Origin of the sequence: Thiocapsa sp., from assembly GCF_011390875.1 — a bacterium.
Lineage (GTDB): Bacteria > Pseudomonadota > Gammaproteobacteria > Chromatiales > Chromatiaceae > Thiocapsa.
Genome location: NZ_JAABRP010000106.1, coordinates 1 through 17370 on the forward strand (window position 1 = coordinate 1; position 17370 = coordinate 17370).

Here is a 17370-nt window from a genome sequence, read left to right on the forward strand (position 1 = left end):
GCCGGGCTGATCCAGCCACTCGTGCTGCCCGTTCGCACGCAGCACGGCATCGACCAACGCGTCCGCGTGCTCGCCGGCCGCCGCGCGCGCCTCGGGAAGAAAGCGCGCGTAGAAATTGCGGCCGACCAGATACATGCCCTCCCACCACGCATGATTGGGGCTCATCATGGATGCGCCGTGACGGCCGCGCGCGCCTTCGTCGTGCCACAGCTCCCAATAGGTGAACTCGATCGGCTCGTCGAACGCGGTCGGGGTGAGGAGGCCCCGTTCGTAGAGCCCGGCCATGATCGCCCGGGCCGGCTCGCCGAACTTGGTGTTGTAGAGCTCGACGACCGCGTCGAACTGGCGCATGAAGCTCTCGGTGAAGCCCTTCCCGTGACACTCGACACACACCAGGGACATCGCTTGGCGGCGACGCTCGGGTGTGGCGACCGCCTTGACGACCCCGATCGTGCCGTCCGCACGGGCGATCTCGGTCCCGCGTCGCGGCGCAGGCTCGTCCGAGGGCAGCTCCATCTTGTGACCGTCCTCGAAGATGACGAGAAACTGGCGCTTGGACACCGGCGTGTTGAGACTCCAGACGTTGCGCAGACCCACGTCATGCGTCGAGGGCAGCTTCCCGGCGGCGCCCATGTGGCAGGTCACGCAGGTCGGTGCGGCCGTATAGTCGCGCCCCGCAACCCACTCGGCGGCATCGAGATTCATCTCGTCGCGATGGGCGGCATAGACCATCCCGTGCTTGGACGCCTCGAAGATCTCCTTGTCCGGAGAGTCCGGGCCGGAGTGACAGCGTACGCACGCCTCGGGCTCGCGCGCCTGGGCCTTCGAGAAGCGGTGCCGGCCGTGACACGACGAGCATGACCCCTTGGATCCGTCCGGATTGATCCGCCCGATGCCCGAGTTGGGCCAGGTCGCGGGATCCAGCGTGCCGTCTCCGCGCACCTTCACCCGCGAGCCGTGGCACTGGTCGCAGGAGGCGGCCGGCATGGCGGCGCCGCCGACGTTGTGCGCCAACGCCGGCAGACGGTCCTCGATGATCGAGTAGGCCTCGGCATGAACCGAGCCTTGCTGCTCTTCGAACTCCTTCGTGTGACAGCGCCCGCAATCCTTCGGCGAGACGATGGTCGCGATGACCTGGCCCTCATGCTCGATGGCGTCTACGTCGGCACGCTCGGCCTGATGACAATCCATGCAGTTCACGCCCGCGGCGGCATGGGCGCTGTCGCGCCACTGCTGAGCGAGACCGCTCGATGACTTGGTGTGACAACTGACGCAGGCATCGCCTGCTTCGTGTCCCCAATGGGTCGGGTCGAGCGTCACCTTCTCGGCAGCAGCCGGCACGGCGAACGCAAAAATCGAAAGGAGCAGGGCACATCGGAATGAATCGGAGAGAACGACAGGGGGCATCGGAACGACCTCTTGACCTACTGAAAGAGGAAACCAAGCGGGATTATAGAGCGCAAATCGAGAGCGATCTAATTCAGTAGACTATGCTTATTTTATTAATTACCGAATCCTTCACGACGTGGATGGCGCTTCATTGATCGGCCGCACTTCCATAATGCGCTCGAATGAAGAACAATCCCGAGCGGTTGGACAACCATCCGTATCAATCCGTCCGTATCACGATAAGAAGAGGAGCGACATCATCATGCGACGCTTGTTCGCGGGACTCTCGATTCCACTCGGCTTTGCTCTCGGTCTCGCCGCCACCGCCGGCCCGGCCGCTGCGGGCGAAGAGGCATCCGAGCCGATGCATCTCATTTCGGCCGAGGTCTGCCAGACCTGCCACGAGGAGATCTATCGGCAGTGGAAAGGCTCCATGCACGCCAACAGCACAGCCCTGAAGGATCCGATCCACGGCGCCTTCTACGGGATGGAGGTCGGCGACCCGACGGCCGAAGGACAGGTGCACAAGAAGTCGGGCACCTACCCGATTTGTCTGCAATGCCATGCCCCGAACGCGGCGCGCGACAAGACCACCAAACTCGATGCGCACGTCGCCTACAGCGAAGGCGTGAACTGTGTGGCCTGCCATACCCTTCAGAATTACAAAGGCATCCAGGGCGAGGACGGGAAGCTGCGTCTCGGACTGAAGGCGTACGAGGTCTCGGACAGACTCCAAGGTCCTACGGCATTCCCGCGCGGCGTGCAAAAACTCGCGGCCGCCGGTGACGATCTCTTCGGCGGAGCGGTCGACGATGCGGAAGACTCGCAGAAACCGAACCCGCATCTCGGCGAGCCGGTCGAGATGGACGGCATCGAGATCCCGGCGCTTGCCATGGATGCCAGCCCCGTCCTGATGAAGACCTCCGATGCCTGCATGGGCTGTCACGACCGGCGCAACAACCCCAACGACGTTCCCTTGTGTGCGACCGGCGACGAGTTTGTCGCCAGCGGCAGCAAGGTGGCCTGCCAATCCTGCCACATGCCGGTTTCGGGCGGTCTCGTCGATCACTCCATGGGCGGCGGACACGACCACGGCATGCTGAAACGCTCTGTCGTCTTCGACGTGAAAAGCGATCTCGACGGCGACATCCTCAAGACAAAGGTCCTGATGCAGAACTCGCAACCCCATGCCGTACCGACCGGAGCACCCTTCCGCAACATGTACTTCAAGCTGACCGCCTACAACGATCAAGGCGAGGTGGTCTGGCAGAACGCCAAGGGCCATCCCTCCAAGGACGATCCGAAGGCGTATTTGTTCTACGGCCTGGCGGACGACAAAGGCATGCCCGCCCCGCCGCCGACCGCCACGCAGCCCGGCGAGGACACTCGGCTGAAGCCGCACGAGACGCGCGAGATTGCCTACGAGATCCCCTCCGAGGGCGTCGTGCTCGTGCGCGGCGAGTTGTACTACAACCTCATGTGGCCGTCGTTGGTGGAGAAGTTCAGCCAACTCCCGACCGAGTTGACGGATCCGGTGCTCGTTGCCGAGGTCGAGCAGTCCATCGTCGCACCCTAAACCACGCCCAGCGCGGCATGTGATGTTTTTCGATGGGATCGGCCCCGGAAGACTCGACGATTGTTGGATCTGGCGCGGTTTAAGGTGTTAAGAAATAACATTTTAAACCGCGTCTCCACCAAGGCCGGTGAAATCCCCAAGGCCGAATACACCATGAAAACGACACATGTCGCTCTGGACGCGGTTTAATAGCGGAAGAGCGAAAAGACCGGACGGCCGTTCAGGGGCTGGATGGGTCGGGCATTCGCACCGGTCGCCCGAGCGATGCGCTGGATCTGCTCGGCGCTCACCTCGAGCGGCTCTCGAAAGACGAACCAAAGCACCGGCTCGGTGCATGGCGGCGTGACAAGCGAACCCGTGTATCTGTAATAGCTGCGATCGACCGGCAACAGGAAGAGCGGGTTGATGCCCACCTGACGTTGCCGCACCCGTTCACCCGGCTGCGTCGGCAAATGCTCCAGGATCCGATCGAGAATCCGATTCTCGCGATCGCCGGAGCGCAGCGGCACGGCGACGACGGCATAGCCGCCCTGAGCGTCGCGGTGCAGCATGTGGATTTCGGCCTCAGCGGCAACACCCTGGAAGCCATGCAGACCCGGGACATGGAAGCTGAATTCGACGAGATCATAGGCCTGCCCCCGAACCACGAGCGCGCTGCCGGGGGGCGAGATCAAGCGGACTCCACGTCCGGTATTCTCGGCCTCGAGGAGCTGCGATCGATAGCGAAAGAGCAAAGGCGTATAGGTCACGCGCTGGGTCTCGACGATATCGATCGGCGATTGCAGCTCGCCCCGTGCGCAAGGTTCGTAGGCCCCGCCGAGATCACCCCACTGGTCCGGACCCGCGACCCCGGAGTACGTCCACTCGGGTTCCCGCGTTGTCGCCGGATCGCGCGCAACAGCATCTCTGCAAAGACCGGCCGCCACGAGACATAGGGTCAAACGCACGAAACGGCGACGTCGGGCAGCACCGCGGTTGGCCGGACGCGGATCTGTCATCGGATCACTCCTTGCGCTTTTTGATGCCGGCAATCGGTACGACCCGGGCATCCGGTGGCTCGTCGACATAGTAGGGGCGCTCCCCGCCGCGACCCTGAGCGTCCGCCAGCTCCTTCTCGCGGGCGGCGATCAGCCCCAAGCACTGACGCACGTCCTCGATGGTCGGGTCGGACAAGGGGTGACGCATCCCGGGCGGCGGGGTCACGTCTCGAATGATCGCGGACAGGGTCTTGCGCATCGCGATCAGGATCTGCTGCTCTTTGCTCAATTCATGCATGGCGGGGTCCGTAAAGTCTGGCAAGTTGGTTCGACCACAGGAAGCGGGCAACCGCAGTCAACGCGGCTTTGGCGACCGTTTGTAATGATTCGAATCAGTGTTACGGGGCGATGCCGGAAGACTCCGACACCGCGCAGATCAGGGGCGATCAAGCAACGCGTTCAGCATGGTCTCGTCGAGGATCGCAACACCGAGTGATTGCGCCTTCTGGAGCTTCGAGCCCGCCGCCTCGCCCGCAATCAAATAATCCGTCTTCTTCGAGACGTTGTTCGTCACCTTTGCACCGGCGTCCTGCAACCGGGCTGCGATTTCCTCGCGCGGCCGGCTGAGTGTGCCGGTGATGACCATCGTCTTGCCCGCGAGGGGCAGTGCATCCGGGGTCTTCGCGGGAGCAGGCGTGTCCGGCCAGTGGATCCCAGCCGCGAGCAGCCGCTCGATCGCCTCGCGATTGTGCGCTTGAGCGAAGAAGCCCGCAATCTCTGCCGCCACCACGGGGCCGATCCCTTTGACGCCGCGGTCGCCGATGAAATCCGAGTCGCGGGTCCGCTCCAGCTCGCCGATCCCGCTGAATCGAGAGGCCAACGCCTGCGCGGTCGTCTCGCCGACATCCGGAATCCCGAGGGCGAAGATGAAGCGCGCAAAGCGCGTGGACTTGCTGCGCTCGAGCGCCTCGATCAGGTTGGCCGCGGATTTCTCGCCCATGCGTTCGAGGCCTGCGAGCTGCTCGGCAGTCAGCCGATACAGATCGGCCGGCTCGCGCACCAACCCCGAATCCACGAGCTGCTCGACAAGCTTCTCGCCGAGACCTTCGATATCCATGGCGCGACGCGAGGCGAAATGCCGGATCGCCTGCTTGCGCTGGGCCGGACAATAAAGGCCGCCGGTACAGCGCGCCACCACCTCGCCCGGCGGCCGGAGCACGTCGGACCCGCACACCGGACACTGGGCCGGCATCTCGACCGGCACCGCATCGGGAGGCCGGCGCTCGACCAAGACACTCACGACCTCGGGAATCACGTCGCCGGCACGTCGGATGACGACGGTATCGCCGACCCGCACATCCTTGCGGGTCACCTCGTCGATATTGTGCAGCGTGGCGTTGGCCACGGTGACGCCCCCCACCTGGACGGGCTGCAACCGGGCGACCGGGGTCACGGCGCCCGTACGTCCGACCTGAAACTCGACCGACTCGACAACCGTCAGGGCCTCCTGAGCGGGGAACTTGCGCGCGATGGCCCACTTCGGATGTCGTGCGGTCGCGCCCAGTCGCGTCTGATCGGCAATCCGGTCGACCTTGAAGACCACGCCGTCGATCTCGTAGGGCAGCGCGGCGCGGCGGCGGCCCAGGTCGTCGAAATAGGTCCGACAGCCGTCCGGCCCCTCGACCTGTCGCAGCTCCTTTGAGATCGGGATCCCCCAGCCGGCGAGACGTTGCAGCATCGCGTATTGACTCTCGTCGGGGTCGATCGAGATCTCGCCCCACCCGTAGCAGCAGAAACGCAGGGGCCGCATGGCGGTTACGCGCGGGTCGAGCTGGCGCAGACTCCCCGCCGCGGCATTGCGCGGGTTGGCGAAGACCCGCTCCCCGCGCTCGGCTGCGCCCTTGTTGAGCCGATCGAAGCCCTCGCGGGTCATATAGACCTCGCCGCGCACCTCGAGCACAGCGGGCCACGCCTCGCCGACGAGACGCAGCGGCACGCTCTTGACGGTGCGTACGTTCGCGGTGACATCCTCGCCGGTGGAGCCGTCGCCGCGGGTCGCGGCCTGAACGAGCAGACCCGCTTCGTAGCGGATGCTCATCGCCAGCCCGTCGAGCTTGGGCTCGGCGGTGTAGATGACGGGATCGGTTCCCGGCAGAGCGGCGAGAATCCGGCGGTCGAACTCGGCCAACTCGTCGTCGCTCATCGCATTGGCGAGCGAGATCATGGGCAGACGGTGCCGGACCTGAGCGAAGGCGGAGAGCGGTGCGGCGCCGACCCGTTGCGTCGGCGAATCAGGCGTCCTCAGCTCCGGATAGCGGGTCTCGAGGGCTTGAAGCTCGGAGAACAGACGGTCGTATTCGGCGTCCGGGATCTCGGGATCATCAAGGACGTAGTAGCGGTAATTGTGGCGAGCAATCTCCGTGCGCAGCCGGGCGGCGCGCTCGCGGTCGGCATCCGAGCCGATCAACGCTCCGCCGTTCTCGACCATCGGCGCTCGTTCTCGAGCACGGCCCGGCGCAACTCCTCTTCCTTGCCGACTGTCAGCGGGCGACGCCTCTCGTCGAGAACGTCGCCGTTGAGCTCGCTGGCGAGCTTGCGCGCGGTGGCGATCATCTCCTCAAGGACCGTGATGTCCTCCGGACGTCCGTCGAGCTGGGCAAACAGCATCAAACCGGGGGTCGAGAAGTCATCCATGGCATCGAACGGAAATGTCCCCGGCTTCACCATGTTGGCCATGCTGAAATAGATGCGGGTATCGTCGTCGAACTCGTCGAGACAGTGAAAGATATCCATCCGGCCGGGACGAAGACCGCAAGCATCGGCGGCAACCAACAATTCAGCTCCGACGAAGGGCTCGCGGCGTGCGCCGACGCTGAGCTGGATCAACAGGGGCTCGATCTCGTCGGCCATCGCGAGGCCGGGATCGTCGTCCGCGTCTGGCTCGGGTGCCCACTCCGAGGCGCTCCCGGACTCCTCCTCGGCGCGACGCAATCCCGCCGCGGCAGAGACATCCCTGCGCGCCGGCGCCCTCTCGCTGTCGGACACGCGCCCGCGACCGAGACCGAGATCAGGCTCGCGCTTGCCGGACGACAGACCGTACGGGGCATCGGCCTCCTCGTAGTCGTCGTCCTCGTCCGTGTCGTCGGCGCGGCGGCTGCGCTCCCACAGGAAGAGGGCGAGGATGAGCAAGGCACCCACGACAATCAGTATTAGACGGATGGTATTGGCGTCCATTCAAGCGTTCGTGTCGGTCTGACGTTCAGGACTGGGTGGAGTATATCAATGCGCGAGCGAGCTGTATCCCCGCTCGGGCGGGTTTGATGCAGGATGGCGCCGGGATACGCTGGGCGGGGACCACAACGGCATCGGCTCACACCCGAACCGGTTCACAACAGCAAGGGCCCATAACAGCAGGGGCACGCGACGGCACCGGCACCCCGCGGATCGGACGAGGACCGCCGATGACTCAGGATACGGCCGCAAGTCGCACCGCCTCGTCGACGTCGACCGAGACGAGCCGCGACACGCCGGGCTCGTGCATGGTCACGCCGAGCAGATGATCGGCAATCTCCATCGTGACCTTGTTGTGGCTGATGAAGACGAACTGGACCCGCTCCGACATGGAGCGCACCAGCTCGCAGAAGCGTCCGACATTGGCGTCGTCGAGCGGCGCGTCGACCTCGTCGAGCATGCAGAAGGGCGCCGGGTTGAGCTCGAAGATGGCGAAGACCAAGGCCACGGCGGTAAGCGCCTTCTCCCCGCCCGAGAGCAGATGGATGCTCGAGTTGCGCTTGCCCGGCGGGCGTGCCATGACGGTGACGCCGGTCTCGAGCAGATCCTCGTCGGTGAGATCCAAGCTCGCGTGGCCGCCGCCGAAGAGACGCGGAAATAGAAGCTGAAACCCCTGGTTGACCTGATCGTAGGTCTCGCGAAAACGGTTGCGGGTCTCGCGATCGATCTTGCGGATGGCGTGCTCCAAGGTCTCGAGCGAGCGGCTGATGTCCTCGTGCTGGGTATCCAGATAGACCTTGCGCTCGGTCTGCTGACGGAACTCGTCCACCGCCGCCAGGTTCACCGGACCGAGCCGCTGCAGACGCGCCGTGGTCTTGGCGAGCGCCTCCTGCCACTGCGATTCGTTCGCCGCAGGGTCCATCGCGGCGAGGACCTCGACCGGGGTGCGCCCGCGCCCGTCCATCTGCCCGTCCATCTGCCCATCCATTTGCCCGGCAATCTGCCCGACGCTCGGCTCGGCGATCTGCTCGGCAAGGGTTTGGCGACGGACCAGACGCTCTTGTTGCTCCAAACGCTGCCGATCGAGCTCGCCGCGACCGACCCGGCTCTCCTGCTCCAAGCGCTGACGCGCCTGCTCGAGCTCGCGCACCTCGGCATCCAGGGCCTCGAGCCGGTTGCGTGCCTCGGCCAACGCCTCCTCGACCTCCACCCGGAGCACCAGTTGCTCGTCGAGACGCGCCCGCTGCTCGGCCAAGGGCTCGACACTCTCCTCGAGCGCATCCAACAGCTCGGCGCGGCGCTCATGCAGCACCGCGCGGCGCTCCTGAAGGCGCGCAAGGCTCTGCTGGGTGGCCGTTCGGGCGGCGCGGTTCGACTCGACGCTGACCCGCAAACCCTGCGTCCGCTCCCGGCAACGACGCTCCTCGTCACGCGCCGCGGCAAGCCCGGCACGCAGCGCCTCGCGTTCGGCCTGCATCGCCTCGCGGCGCTCCGCCAAGGTCTCCACCAGGGACAGGTGCTCGTGCAGACGCTCGCGTGACTCTTCCATTTCCTCCAGGGCATCGGCCATCTGCTCGTGCAGCTCGCCGCGCTCGGCTGCCAGTGCCTGCAGCCGATCGTGCCGATGCTCGCGTTTGGCGCGAAGGCTCGCGAGCTCGGCCTTGAGCTGCGAGAGCTCGCGACCGAGCGCCGTCAGCTGCCGTCCCGCATCCTCACGCTCCTCTTGAGCCAGCGTTCGGGCCGCGCGCGCACGCTCCTGCTCGGCGCAGAGCTCGGCCTCCCTGGATTGAAGATCGGCGATCTCCACGCCGAGCGCCTTGATCGTCTCGGCCCGCGCGATGACGCCACCCTGCGCCTGTACCGGCGGCGTGCTCAACCAGTCGCGACCGACCCGCACGCCCTCGCGCGTCACCCATTGCTCGGCCGGCCCCAACGCATCGCGCATCGCCACGGCATCGGCGAGCCGATCGACCGTACGGACCCGGCCAAGCAGGCCGTCGAGCGCCCAAGGCGTGCGCACATGCGCGAGGATTGCCCGAGCCGCCGGTCCGCCGTCCGAGTCCGGTGCGGCCTCGGATTGAACATCGGCATCGCGGCGCGTCTCCAAAAGGACCACGCCCGGAGGCGGATCGTCGCCGCCGGCCAGCGCACCATCGAGATCCGGGATGCCGATCGCGCGAACCGCATCTCCGAGCAGGACCTCGACCGCGCGCTGCCAATCCGGGTCGACCTCGAGCCGATCGATCAGACGCGAGGCATCGGCGAGTCCCGCAACGGCAAGCCAGTGGGCACGCCCGCCGTCGGCATCGGTGTCCGCGAGGGCCTCGTCCTGCAGGGCACCGAGCGAGGCCAAACGGCCCCGGGCCTGCTGCAACAGCGTGCGGACCGAATCGAGCTCCGAGGCAAGCACACCGATCGCTTCGTCTCGCTCGCCGAGATCGGCGCCCAGGGACTCCTGACGTTCCTCCATGTCCGCAAGCTCGCTCTCCAATCGGGTTTCTCGCGCAACAAGCTGCAGGAACCGATCCTCCAACTCCAGGCCCTGCAGACGTGCGAGGTCCTCGTCCAAGCGCCGCAGTCGGTCGCGATCGCGGTCGCTGCGTTGCTCCAAGGCGTTGATCCGTGCGCGTTCGGCCTGCGCCTGCTCCGACGGCCCGGCGGCCTCTCGACTGAAGTCATCCCAGAGACGCTCCCAATGCTCGAGCCGATCCTCGGCGAGCTTCATCTGCTCGAGCACACCGGACAAGGCGTGATCCGCGCCCGTCAGCTCGGGCTCGTCGCGAGCCAGGTTGTGATCGATCTCGGCGAGCCGTCCCCGGTCGCGCTCCAAGTGGTCCTCGGACTCGGCGATTTCCTGATCGAGCCGCACCAGCTCGCCCTCGCGCCGACCGCGCGCCTCGTTGGCGAACTGGATGGCCTGCTCGGCCCGCGCGATCTCCGAGCCGACGGCGTAGAAGCGGCCCTGCACACCGTTGAAGGTCTCCGATGCACTCTGATAGTCAGCACGCCGCGCCTCGATATCGGCTTCGATCCGACGCTGCTGCGCGAGCCCGGCTTCGGTGCGAGTCTCGGTCGCGGCCAGTCGCTGCTCGCGGGTGCGGATCTCCGCGTCGAGCGCCTGCCAGCGCAATGCCTTGAGCTCCAGATCCAGACGCCGCTCCTCGGCCTTGAGCTGGGTGTAGCGCTCGGCGGAGGCGGCTTGGCGCTCCAGATGTTGGATCTGTTTGTTGACCTCGTCGCGCAGATCGTCGAGCCGATCCAGGTTCTCGCGGGTCTGGCGCATCCGGCTCTCGGTCTCGCGCCGACGCTCCTTATACTTGGAGATCCCCGCCGCCTCCTCCAGAAAGGTCCGCAGATCCTCCGGCCGCGCCTCGATGATGCGCGAGATCATCCCCTGCTCGATGATGGCGTAGGAACGCGGGCCGAGACCCGTGCCGAGGAAGAGATCCTGGATATCGCGCCGACGACAGCGCGTCCCGTTCAGAAAGTAGGCCGACTGACCGTCGCGCGAGACCTGGCGCTTGACCGAGATCTGATTAAAGGCGGCATAGGCGCCGCCCGCGCCGCCGTCGGCGTTGTCGAACACCAGCTCGATGCTGGCCGTCCCGACCGGCTTGCGCCCGGTACTGCCGTTGAAGATGACGTCCGCCATCGACTCGCCGCGCAGCATCTTCGCCGAGCTCTCGCCCATGACCCAACGCACCGCGTCGATGACGTTGGACTTGCCGCAGCCGTTCGGACCGACGACACCGACCAGATTGCCGGGAAAGAGCACCGTCGTGGGATCCACGAAGGATTTGAAGCCGGCAAGTCGGATCTTTTCAAGACGCATCCAAGAACCATACCGGAAGGAGAATCGGCCGCACAAGCGGGCCGATCGTGTCGCATGGCGGAGACCCCTCGGGCCGGTAGACCGAGCGCAGGTGGGTTTTCCGCCGCATTGCACGCCCTGCTTTGCGAAAAAGCATCTGCGCTCGGTATAGACTTAAGGATCTCGATTCGGCGATGCGCCCTGGTACGGAGCACGGAGAGGGGCGTCATGGCGAGCACATCCTTCCGGCCGGTTGTCCTGGCTGAAACCCCTTCATTCCCGGTGATCCATCTCATGACACGCCCCCGACAGCTTCCCTTGGTCCCCCTGCCCCGGCCGGTCTTTGCGGGTCGCACGCTTCTTTGGCTCCTACTCCTGTGCTTTGCGATATCGGCGTCGGCCGCCGAGAACGCCTTCGTGAACGACGCCGAGCCTCCCGTACCCTCGAGCGTTCGACCGGGCACGCCCTGGAAGGAAGCGGACACCGCGCTGCCGCCTTGGCCGAAGGATGCGGATCTGGTCGAGCTGGTCCCGGACGGTCCGGACGCGGCGATGCGGTATTTCATCGACACCGCCAACCTGAATGTCGGAACCGACGATGTGGTCCGCTACACCCTGGTGGCGGAGGGCCGCACCGGGGCCCGTAACCTCTCGTTCGAGGGCATCCGCTGCACGCCGAGGGGCGCCTACAAGATCTACGCCTACGGTGCCGGAGAACGGTTCGTTCCGATCGAGTCGGAAGAATGGCTGCCGCTCCCCGCCCACGGCGGGGAGCGTTGGCGCCACGACCTGTGGCGGTTTCATTTCTGCATCCCGCAGGCCTTCGCACCGCGTCCGAAGATCGACATGGTCCGCTCGCTCAAGGGCCGGATCTCTCCGCGCCAGAACATGGGATTCCTGCCGGACTGAAGACGCCGAGCGCGTCGATTGACCTCCGTGCGCCCGCGCTGACCCGATCGACTGGAAACTCCGGCGTGCAGCCCGCATGATTCGGCGGTCAGTCAGGCTGCCATTGTTCCGACCCGCCGGTGGTCCCGGCGGGCCCCTGCGAGCGGCTGCCGAGTGCAACCCTATGACCATTTCGACCCGCGAACCCGATCAGGCCACACCCATGACGAACCCTTTGCTCGAGACCACCGGCCTCCCGGCCTTCTCCCGGATCCGTCCCGAACACGTCGAGCCCGCCATCGATGTCTGTCTCGCCGACTGTCGCGCCGAGATCGATCGACTGACCGGCGAGGTCGCGGTGCCGACCTGGGAGAGCTTCGTCGAGCCACTGGACGAGATCGACGACCGCTTGAGTCGCGCCTGGTCTCCGGTCGGACATCTCAACGGCGTGCTCAACAGCGACGCGCTGCGCGCGGCCTACAACGCCTGCTTGCCGAAGCTCAGCGATTACGGCACCGAGGTCGGGCAGAACGAGGATCTCTTCCGCGGCTATCAGGCCGTCGCCGCGCAGGAACACTTGAACCCGGCGCAGCGCAAGCTGTTGGAGAACGCGCTGCGTGACTTCCACCTCTCGGGCGTCGATCTCCCGGCCGAGGAAAAGGCCCGCTACAGAGCCATCAGTCAGGAGCTCTCGCAGCTCACCACCAAGTATTCCGAGAACGTGCTCGACGCCACCAATGCCTGGAGCACACTGATCGAGGACGAGTCGCAGCTCGCGGGCCTGCCCGAATCCGCGCTTGGGTTGGCCCGGCAGAACGCCGAACAACGGGGCCAGACCGGCTGGCTCTTCACGCTCGACCTGCCCTCCTACATGCCTGTCATGACCTATGCGGACAACCGCGAGCTGCGCTTCGAGCTCTATCAGGCCTACGGCACACGCGCCTCCGATCAGGGGCCGCATGCCGGAGAGTGGGACAACAGCGAGATTATGGAGCGCATCCTCGCGCTGCGTCACGAGCTGGCCGGGCTGTTGGGATTTGCAAACTATGCCGAGCGCTCGCTCGCGACCAAGATGGCCCGCTCGCCGGACGACGTGCTGGCCTTCCTGAATGACCTGGCCGACCGCTCGGTCGATCAGGCACGCAAAGAGCTTGCGGAGCTGGAGGCGTTCGCGCGCGAGCAGCATGGCGTCGAGACGCTGGAGCCTTGGGACGTGGGCTACTATGCCGAGAAGCTGCGCCTGCACCGCTATCAAATCAGCCAGGAAGAGCTGCGACCCTATTTCCCGATTTCGCGGGTCCTCTCGGGTCTGTTCGGCGTCGTGGAGCGCCTCTTCGGGGTCAAGATCCAGGAAGCGGAGTCATTCGACACCTACCACCCGGATGTACGTTTCTTCGAGATCCGCGACGGCGCATCCGGGGCGCTGCGCGGCCAGTTCTATCTCGACCCCTTCGCACGCCAGAACAAGCGCGGCGGGGCCTGGATGGACGTCTGCACCAACCGTATGCATACCAGTCGCTGCGACCAGCTCCCGGTCGCCTACCTGGTCTGCAACTTTACCCCGCCGGTCGGCAACAAGCCTTCACTGCTGACCCATAACGAGGTCGAGACACTTTTCCACGAGTTCGGCCACGGCCTGCACCACATGCTGACCAAGGTCGACTATCCAGGTGTCGCCGGGATCAACGGGGTGCCGTGGGACGCGGTCGAGCTGCCCAGCCAGTTCATGGAAAACTGGTGCTGGGAGCGTGAATCGCTCGACCTCTTTGCAGCCCATTGGGAGAGCGGTGCGCCGATCCCGCAGGATCTCTACGAGCGCATGACCGCGGCGAAGAACTTCCAGTCGGCCATGCAGATGGTGCGACAACTGGAATTCGCGCTGTTCGATTTCCGCCTGCATCTGGAATACGACCCGGCGCGCGGGGGACGCGTCTACGAGATCATCGAGGAGGTCCGCGACCGGGTCGCCGTGATCCGACCGCCCGCCTTCAACCGCTTCGCCCACGCCTTCTCGCACATCTTCGCGGGCGGCTACGCGGCGGGCTATTACAGCTACAAATGGGCCGAGGTCCTGTCGGCTGACGCCTTCTCGCTGTTCGAGGAAAAGGGTGTATTCGATGCGGACACCGGCCGATCCTTCCGGGAGAACATCCTGGAGAAGGGCGGCTCGGAGGACGCCATGATCCTCTATGTGCGGTTCCGGGGGCGCGAGCCGAATACGGATGCGTTGCTGCGGCATTCCGGCATCGCTGCTTAAACCGCGCCCAGCGCGCTATGTGATGTTTTTGGATGGGATCGGCCCCGGCAGATTTGACGACCGCTGGAGCCGGCGCGGTTTAAGATATTTAGGAAACGATTCAATAACCACCGAAACACGTAGGATGGGTAGAGCGCAGCGAAACCCATCCAGCCCGCACCAAGGACATCAGTACCGTAGGGTGGACAAGCGCAGCGCAGTCCACCAGCGCGGCTTGGTGGACTTCGCCGAGGCTCGTCCGCCCTACGTCGCTTGCCCACCCTACTGTGGTTGTCCACCGGATCCGATCAGCGATATGGCCGAGTCCGTGAAGCCCCGGGTCACGGGGCACCACGGCCCAAATTCGCCGAATGAGGTTAACCCTATGAAGACCTGCTTTTTTATCCCGGTACGGGATAAAAAATGAAGTACCACGACCTGCGTGATTTTATCGATCAGCTCGAGCAGCGCGGCGAACTGCAACGCATCCGGGTCGAGGTCGACCCCTATCTCGAGGTGACCGAGATCTGCGACCGGACGCTGCGTGCAGGCGGTCCGGCGCTCCTGTTCGAACGACCGAAGGGGTCGAAGATGCCCTTGCTGGGCAACCTGTTCGGGACGACGCGACGGGTCGCGCTCGGCATGGGCGAAGAATCGGTCGAGGCACTGCGCGAGGTCGGCAGGCTGCTCGCCTTTCTCAAAGAGCCGGATCCGCCGAAGGGGATGAAGGAGGCGTGGCAGTCGCTGCCGATCTTCAAGAAGGTGCTGGACATGGCCCCGAAGGTTCGGCGCAACGCGCCCTGCCAGGAGGTCGAATTCAGCGGGGATCAAGTCGATCTGGGGCGCCTGCCCATTCAGCATTGCTGGCCGGGCGATGCCGCGCGGCTGATCACCTGGGGCCTGGTCATCACCAAGGGGCCGGAGAAGGCGCGCCACAACCTCGGTATCTATCGGATGCAGGTGCTCGGGCGCAACCGGGTCATCATGCGCTGGCTCGCGCATCGCGGCGGCGCGCTCGACTTTCGCGACTGGCAACGTGTCCATCCCGGCAAACCCTTCCCGGTGACCGTTGCGCTCGGCGCCGACCCGGCGACCATCCTCGGTGCGGTTACGCCGGTGCCGGATACTCTGTCCGAATACGCCTTCGCAGGGCTGCTGCGCGGCAGCCGCACCGAGTTGGCGGCATGCCAGGGTTCCGACCTTCAGGTCCCGGCCAGTGCCGAGATCGTACTCGAAGGCCATATCCACCCGGAGGACATGGCACCTGAAGGGCCTTTCGGTGACCATACGGGCTACTACAACGAGGTCGGCGAGTTCCCGGTCTTCACCATCGAGCGCATCACTCAACGGCGCGATCCGATCTATCACAGCACCTATACCGGACGTCCGCCCGACGAGCCGGCGATCCTGGGCGTGGCCCTGAACGAGGTCTTCGTCCCCATCCTGCAAAAGCAGTTTCCCGAGATCCGGGATTTCTATCTGCCGCCGGAGGGCTGTTCGTATCGCCTGGCGGTCGTCAGCATCAAGAAGCAATATCCAGGGCATGCCAAACGGGTAATGATGGGCGTTTGGTCATTCCTGCGTCAGTTCATGTATACCAAGTTCGTGATCGTCGTGGACGAGGACGTCTGCACGCGCGACTGGCAGGACGTGATCTGGGCGATGACGACCCGCATGGATCCGGTACGCGACACGGTGATGATCGAGAACACGCCGATCGACTATCTCGACTTCGCATCGCCGGTCTCGGGGCTGGGGTCGAAGGTCGGATTCGATGCGACGAACAAGTGGCCGGGTGAGACCACGCGGGAGTGGGGCAGCCCGATCCGGATGGACGAGGCAGTACGCGAACGGGTCGACGGGATGTGGGAGAGCCTCGGGATCCGCGCGGGGCGGAGCGACTGACAACGAGACGGGGCAGACAAGCGAGGATCTGAATCGGCGCCAGGGGCGCGACGCGCCCCGACGACGATCGTATTTAAATCATGATTCGAGCGACGTGCTCAGTAGCGGCCCCCACCGCCGCGTGGACGCTCGGCACGCGGACGCGCCTCGTTCACGGTGAGCTTGCGTCCTTTGAAGTCGGTTTCGTTCAACGCCTTGATGGCCGCATCCGCCTCCGAGTTATTGGGCATATCGACGAATCCGAAGCCTTTGGACTGACCGGAAAACTTATCCTTGATCACCTCCGCGGCGGCAAGATCACCGAATTCTCCGAAGACTTCCCGCAGGTCGTCGTCGGTCACGCTATAGGTCAGGTTTCCTACGTAGATCCTCATCGCTGTCTCTCATGCTGGTGTGCGTTGGTCGAGCCAAGACTGCCGAGCTGCCAACACACAAGCCGACTCGACAGCGGGTAACGCAAACCCGAATCCGCGCGGAGATCGACGGCACGGGAGAGGGGATCTATGAACCTGAATCCGGTGCGGCATCCCGGTGGACTCCCGAGACGCGCCCGTAAGATCACGCGGCAACTGTCGTGCCCCAGGTCGATTTCCTACGCCGTTTCCAGCACCATATCCTGCGCCGGGATGCCGAAAGCGCATCGATGGATTCCTGATGAAAGCTAGTGGATCGTGTGCGAAGCGTCAACTCAGTTTTATTGACGAAAATGTGACGATTCTATTGAGGGGGCAGCCGATTTCCGGGAAGGTCCGCGCCGAAGGCCGGTCTACCCGATCGGCGCACTCGGCGGGGCGATCGACAGGCTGACGACCGAGCCGACGAACGGCTCGGTCGACCGGATCAGTTGTTGCTGAAACTGCCGCGCTGATGCTCGTCGACGAGCACCCCGCCCAAGGCACCCACGCCGGCACCGATGAGCGCGCCGCGACCGGCGTTGCCGCTGAAGGATCCGATGGCGGCGCCGCTGGCCGCGCCCAGGCCGGTACCCGTGGCGACACGGGAGGTGGTGGTGGTACCGCAACCGCCGAGCAGGACGATGCAGGCGAACGCGGCCGTGACTGTGGTGACTTTCATCGTTGAAATCTCCGAGACTACAAGGGCATCGAGCCGAAGGCCGACGCCCGATCGGTTGAGGGCCTATTTCTTACCCTTGCACGGATACTTGGCTGCAAGCGCGCGAACCACACCTTTGACAGGCTGCTCGCCCATCAATTCGGCGTTCCCGGAATTGGCCTGTGCCCAAGCAACGAACGCCTCGCGGGCATTCTCGATCGTGGCGCCCTGGGGATAACAGATGAGGCGCTTCAATCCGTTGCGGGCCGTGACACCGTCGTGATACTGGACGGTCGCCTCGAGG

The 17370-nt window shown here is 65.0% G+C and carries 13 protein-coding genes; 4 read left to right on the top strand and 9 right to left on the bottom strand.

From position 1 onward, the window contains the following. A partial coding sequence (locus GPT33_RS10140) for a multiheme c-type cytochrome (RefSeq protein ID WP_296808265.1) occupies positions 1–1407 on the bottom strand: 1407 nt, incomplete at its 3' end. Between the two features lie 244 nt (positions 1408–1651). On the opposite strand from GPT33_RS10140, the gene GPT33_RS10145 reads away from it, so the two are divergent. Further along, a complete protein-coding gene (locus GPT33_RS10145; RefSeq protein ID WP_296808267.1) occupies positions 1652–2965 on the top strand; it encodes a cytochrome c family protein in 1314 nt (437 codons plus the stop codon). A 185-nt stretch (positions 2966–3150) separates the two neighbouring features. Here GPT33_RS10145 and GPT33_RS10150 read toward each other — a convergent pair whose 3' ends face one another. From GPT33_RS10150 to smc, 5 genes are all read right to left on the bottom strand, one after another. After that, on the bottom strand, positions 3151–3963 hold the full coding sequence (locus GPT33_RS10150) for a carbonic anhydrase family protein (protein ID WP_296808270.1): 813 nt from the start codon (positions 3961–3963) through the stop codon (positions 3151–3153). A 4-nt stretch (positions 3964–3967) separates the two neighbouring features. Next, positions 3968–4240, bottom strand: coding sequence for a segregation and condensation protein A (locus tag GPT33_RS10155; protein ID WP_232407138.1), 273 nt, complete (start codon positions 4238–4240; stop codon positions 3968–3970). 138 nt (positions 4241–4378) lie between these two features. After that, positions 4379–6430: an NAD-dependent DNA ligase LigA gene (gene ligA, locus GPT33_RS10160; protein ID WP_296808274.1), complete on the bottom strand. Its 2052-nt coding sequence runs from the start codon at positions 6428–6430 to the stop codon at positions 4379–4381. Beyond that, positions 6406–7176: a cell division protein ZipA C-terminal FtsZ-binding domain-containing protein gene (locus GPT33_RS10165; protein ID WP_296808277.1), complete on the bottom strand. Its 771-nt coding sequence runs from the start codon at positions 7174–7176 to the stop codon at positions 6406–6408. The genes ligA and GPT33_RS10165 overlap by 25 nt, the downstream gene beginning before the upstream one ends. Before the next feature lie 232 nt (positions 7177–7408). After that, complete coding sequence (gene smc / locus GPT33_RS10170; protein ID WP_296808280.1) at positions 7409–11005, bottom strand: chromosome segregation protein SMC; 3597 nt, start codon at positions 11003–11005, stop codon at positions 7409–7411. A gap of 207 nt (positions 11006–11212) precedes the next feature. Between smc and GPT33_RS10175 the strand changes: the two genes are divergently transcribed. The 3 genes from GPT33_RS10175 to ubiD all read left to right on the top strand — a co-directional run bounded on the left by GPT33_RS10175 (position 11213) and on the right by ubiD (position 16013). Then, the gene (locus GPT33_RS10175) at positions 11213–11893 is read left to right on the top strand and encodes a CNP1-like family protein (protein WP_296808281.1); all 681 of its coding nucleotides are present in this window, start codon (positions 11213–11215) and stop codon (positions 11891–11893) included. Positions 11894–12095: 202 nt separating this feature from the next. Next, on the top strand, positions 12096–14129 hold the full coding sequence (gene prlC, locus GPT33_RS10180) for an oligopeptidase A (protein ID WP_296808295.1): 2034 nt from the start codon (positions 12096–12098) through the stop codon (positions 14127–14129). A 402-nt stretch (positions 14130–14531) separates the two neighbouring features. Further along, on the top strand, positions 14532–16013 hold the full coding sequence (gene ubiD / locus GPT33_RS10185; RefSeq protein ID WP_296808284.1) for a 4-hydroxy-3-polyprenylbenzoate decarboxylase: 1482 nt from the start codon (positions 14532–14534) through the stop codon (positions 16011–16013). A 98-nt stretch (positions 16014–16111) separates the two neighbouring features. Here the strand turns inward: ubiD and GPT33_RS10190 are convergent, their stop codons facing one another. The 3 genes from GPT33_RS10190 to GPT33_RS10200 form a co-directional block, all read right to left on the bottom strand. Further along, a complete protein-coding gene (locus GPT33_RS10190; RefSeq protein ID WP_296808286.1) occupies positions 16112–16387 on the bottom strand; it encodes an RNA-binding protein in 276 nt (91 codons plus the stop codon). A 466-nt stretch (positions 16388–16853) separates the two neighbouring features. Then, positions 16854–17087 (bottom strand): glycine zipper family protein, encoded by a 234-nt coding sequence (locus GPT33_RS10195; RefSeq protein WP_296808288.1) that lies wholly within the window; start codon positions 17085–17087, stop codon positions 16854–16856. A 63-nt stretch (positions 17088–17150) separates the two neighbouring features. Further along, positions 17151–17370: Rap1a/Tai family immunity protein (locus GPT33_RS10200; RefSeq protein WP_296808291.1), on the bottom strand; the 220-nt coding region annotated here is incomplete at its 5' end.

Excerpts from the sequence above, each read along its gene's own strand:
- GPT33_RS10145 (WP_296808267.1), top strand. The coding sequence starts at position 1,652 with ATGCGACGCTTGTTCGCGGGACTCTCGATTCCACTCGGCTTTGCTCTC.
- GPT33_RS10150 (WP_296808270.1), bottom strand. The coding sequence starts at position 3,963 with ATGACAGATCCGCGTCCGGCCAACCGCGGTGCTGCCCGACGTCGCCGT.
- GPT33_RS10155 (WP_232407138.1), bottom strand. The coding sequence starts at position 4,240 with ATGCATGAATTGAGCAAAGAGCAGCAGATCCTGATCGCGATGCGCAAG.
- ligA (WP_296808274.1), bottom strand. The coding sequence starts at position 6,430 with ATGGTCGAGAACGGCGGAGCGTTGATCGGCTCGGATGCCGACCGCGAG.
- GPT33_RS10165 (WP_296808277.1), bottom strand. The coding sequence starts at position 7,176 with ATGGACGCCAATACCATCCGTCTAATACTGATTGTCGTGGGTGCCTTG.
- smc (WP_296808280.1), bottom strand. The coding sequence starts at position 11,005 with ATGCGTCTTGAAAAGATCCGACTTGCCGGCTTCAAATCCTTCGTGGAT.
- GPT33_RS10175 (WP_296808281.1), top strand. The coding sequence starts at position 11,213 with ATGGCGAGCACATCCTTCCGGCCGGTTGTCCTGGCTGAAACCCCTTCA.
- prlC (WP_296808295.1), top strand. The coding sequence starts at position 12,096 with ATGACGAACCCTTTGCTCGAGACCACCGGCCTCCCGGCCTTCTCCCGG.
- ubiD (WP_296808284.1), top strand. The coding sequence starts at position 14,532 with ATGAAGTACCACGACCTGCGTGATTTTATCGATCAGCTCGAGCAGCGC.
- GPT33_RS10190 (WP_296808286.1), bottom strand. The coding sequence starts at position 16,387 with ATGAGGATCTACGTAGGAAACCTGACCTATAGCGTGACCGACGACGAC.
- GPT33_RS10195 (WP_296808288.1), bottom strand. The coding sequence starts at position 17,087 with ATGAAAGTCACCACAGTCACGGCCGCGTTCGCCTGCATCGTCCTGCTC.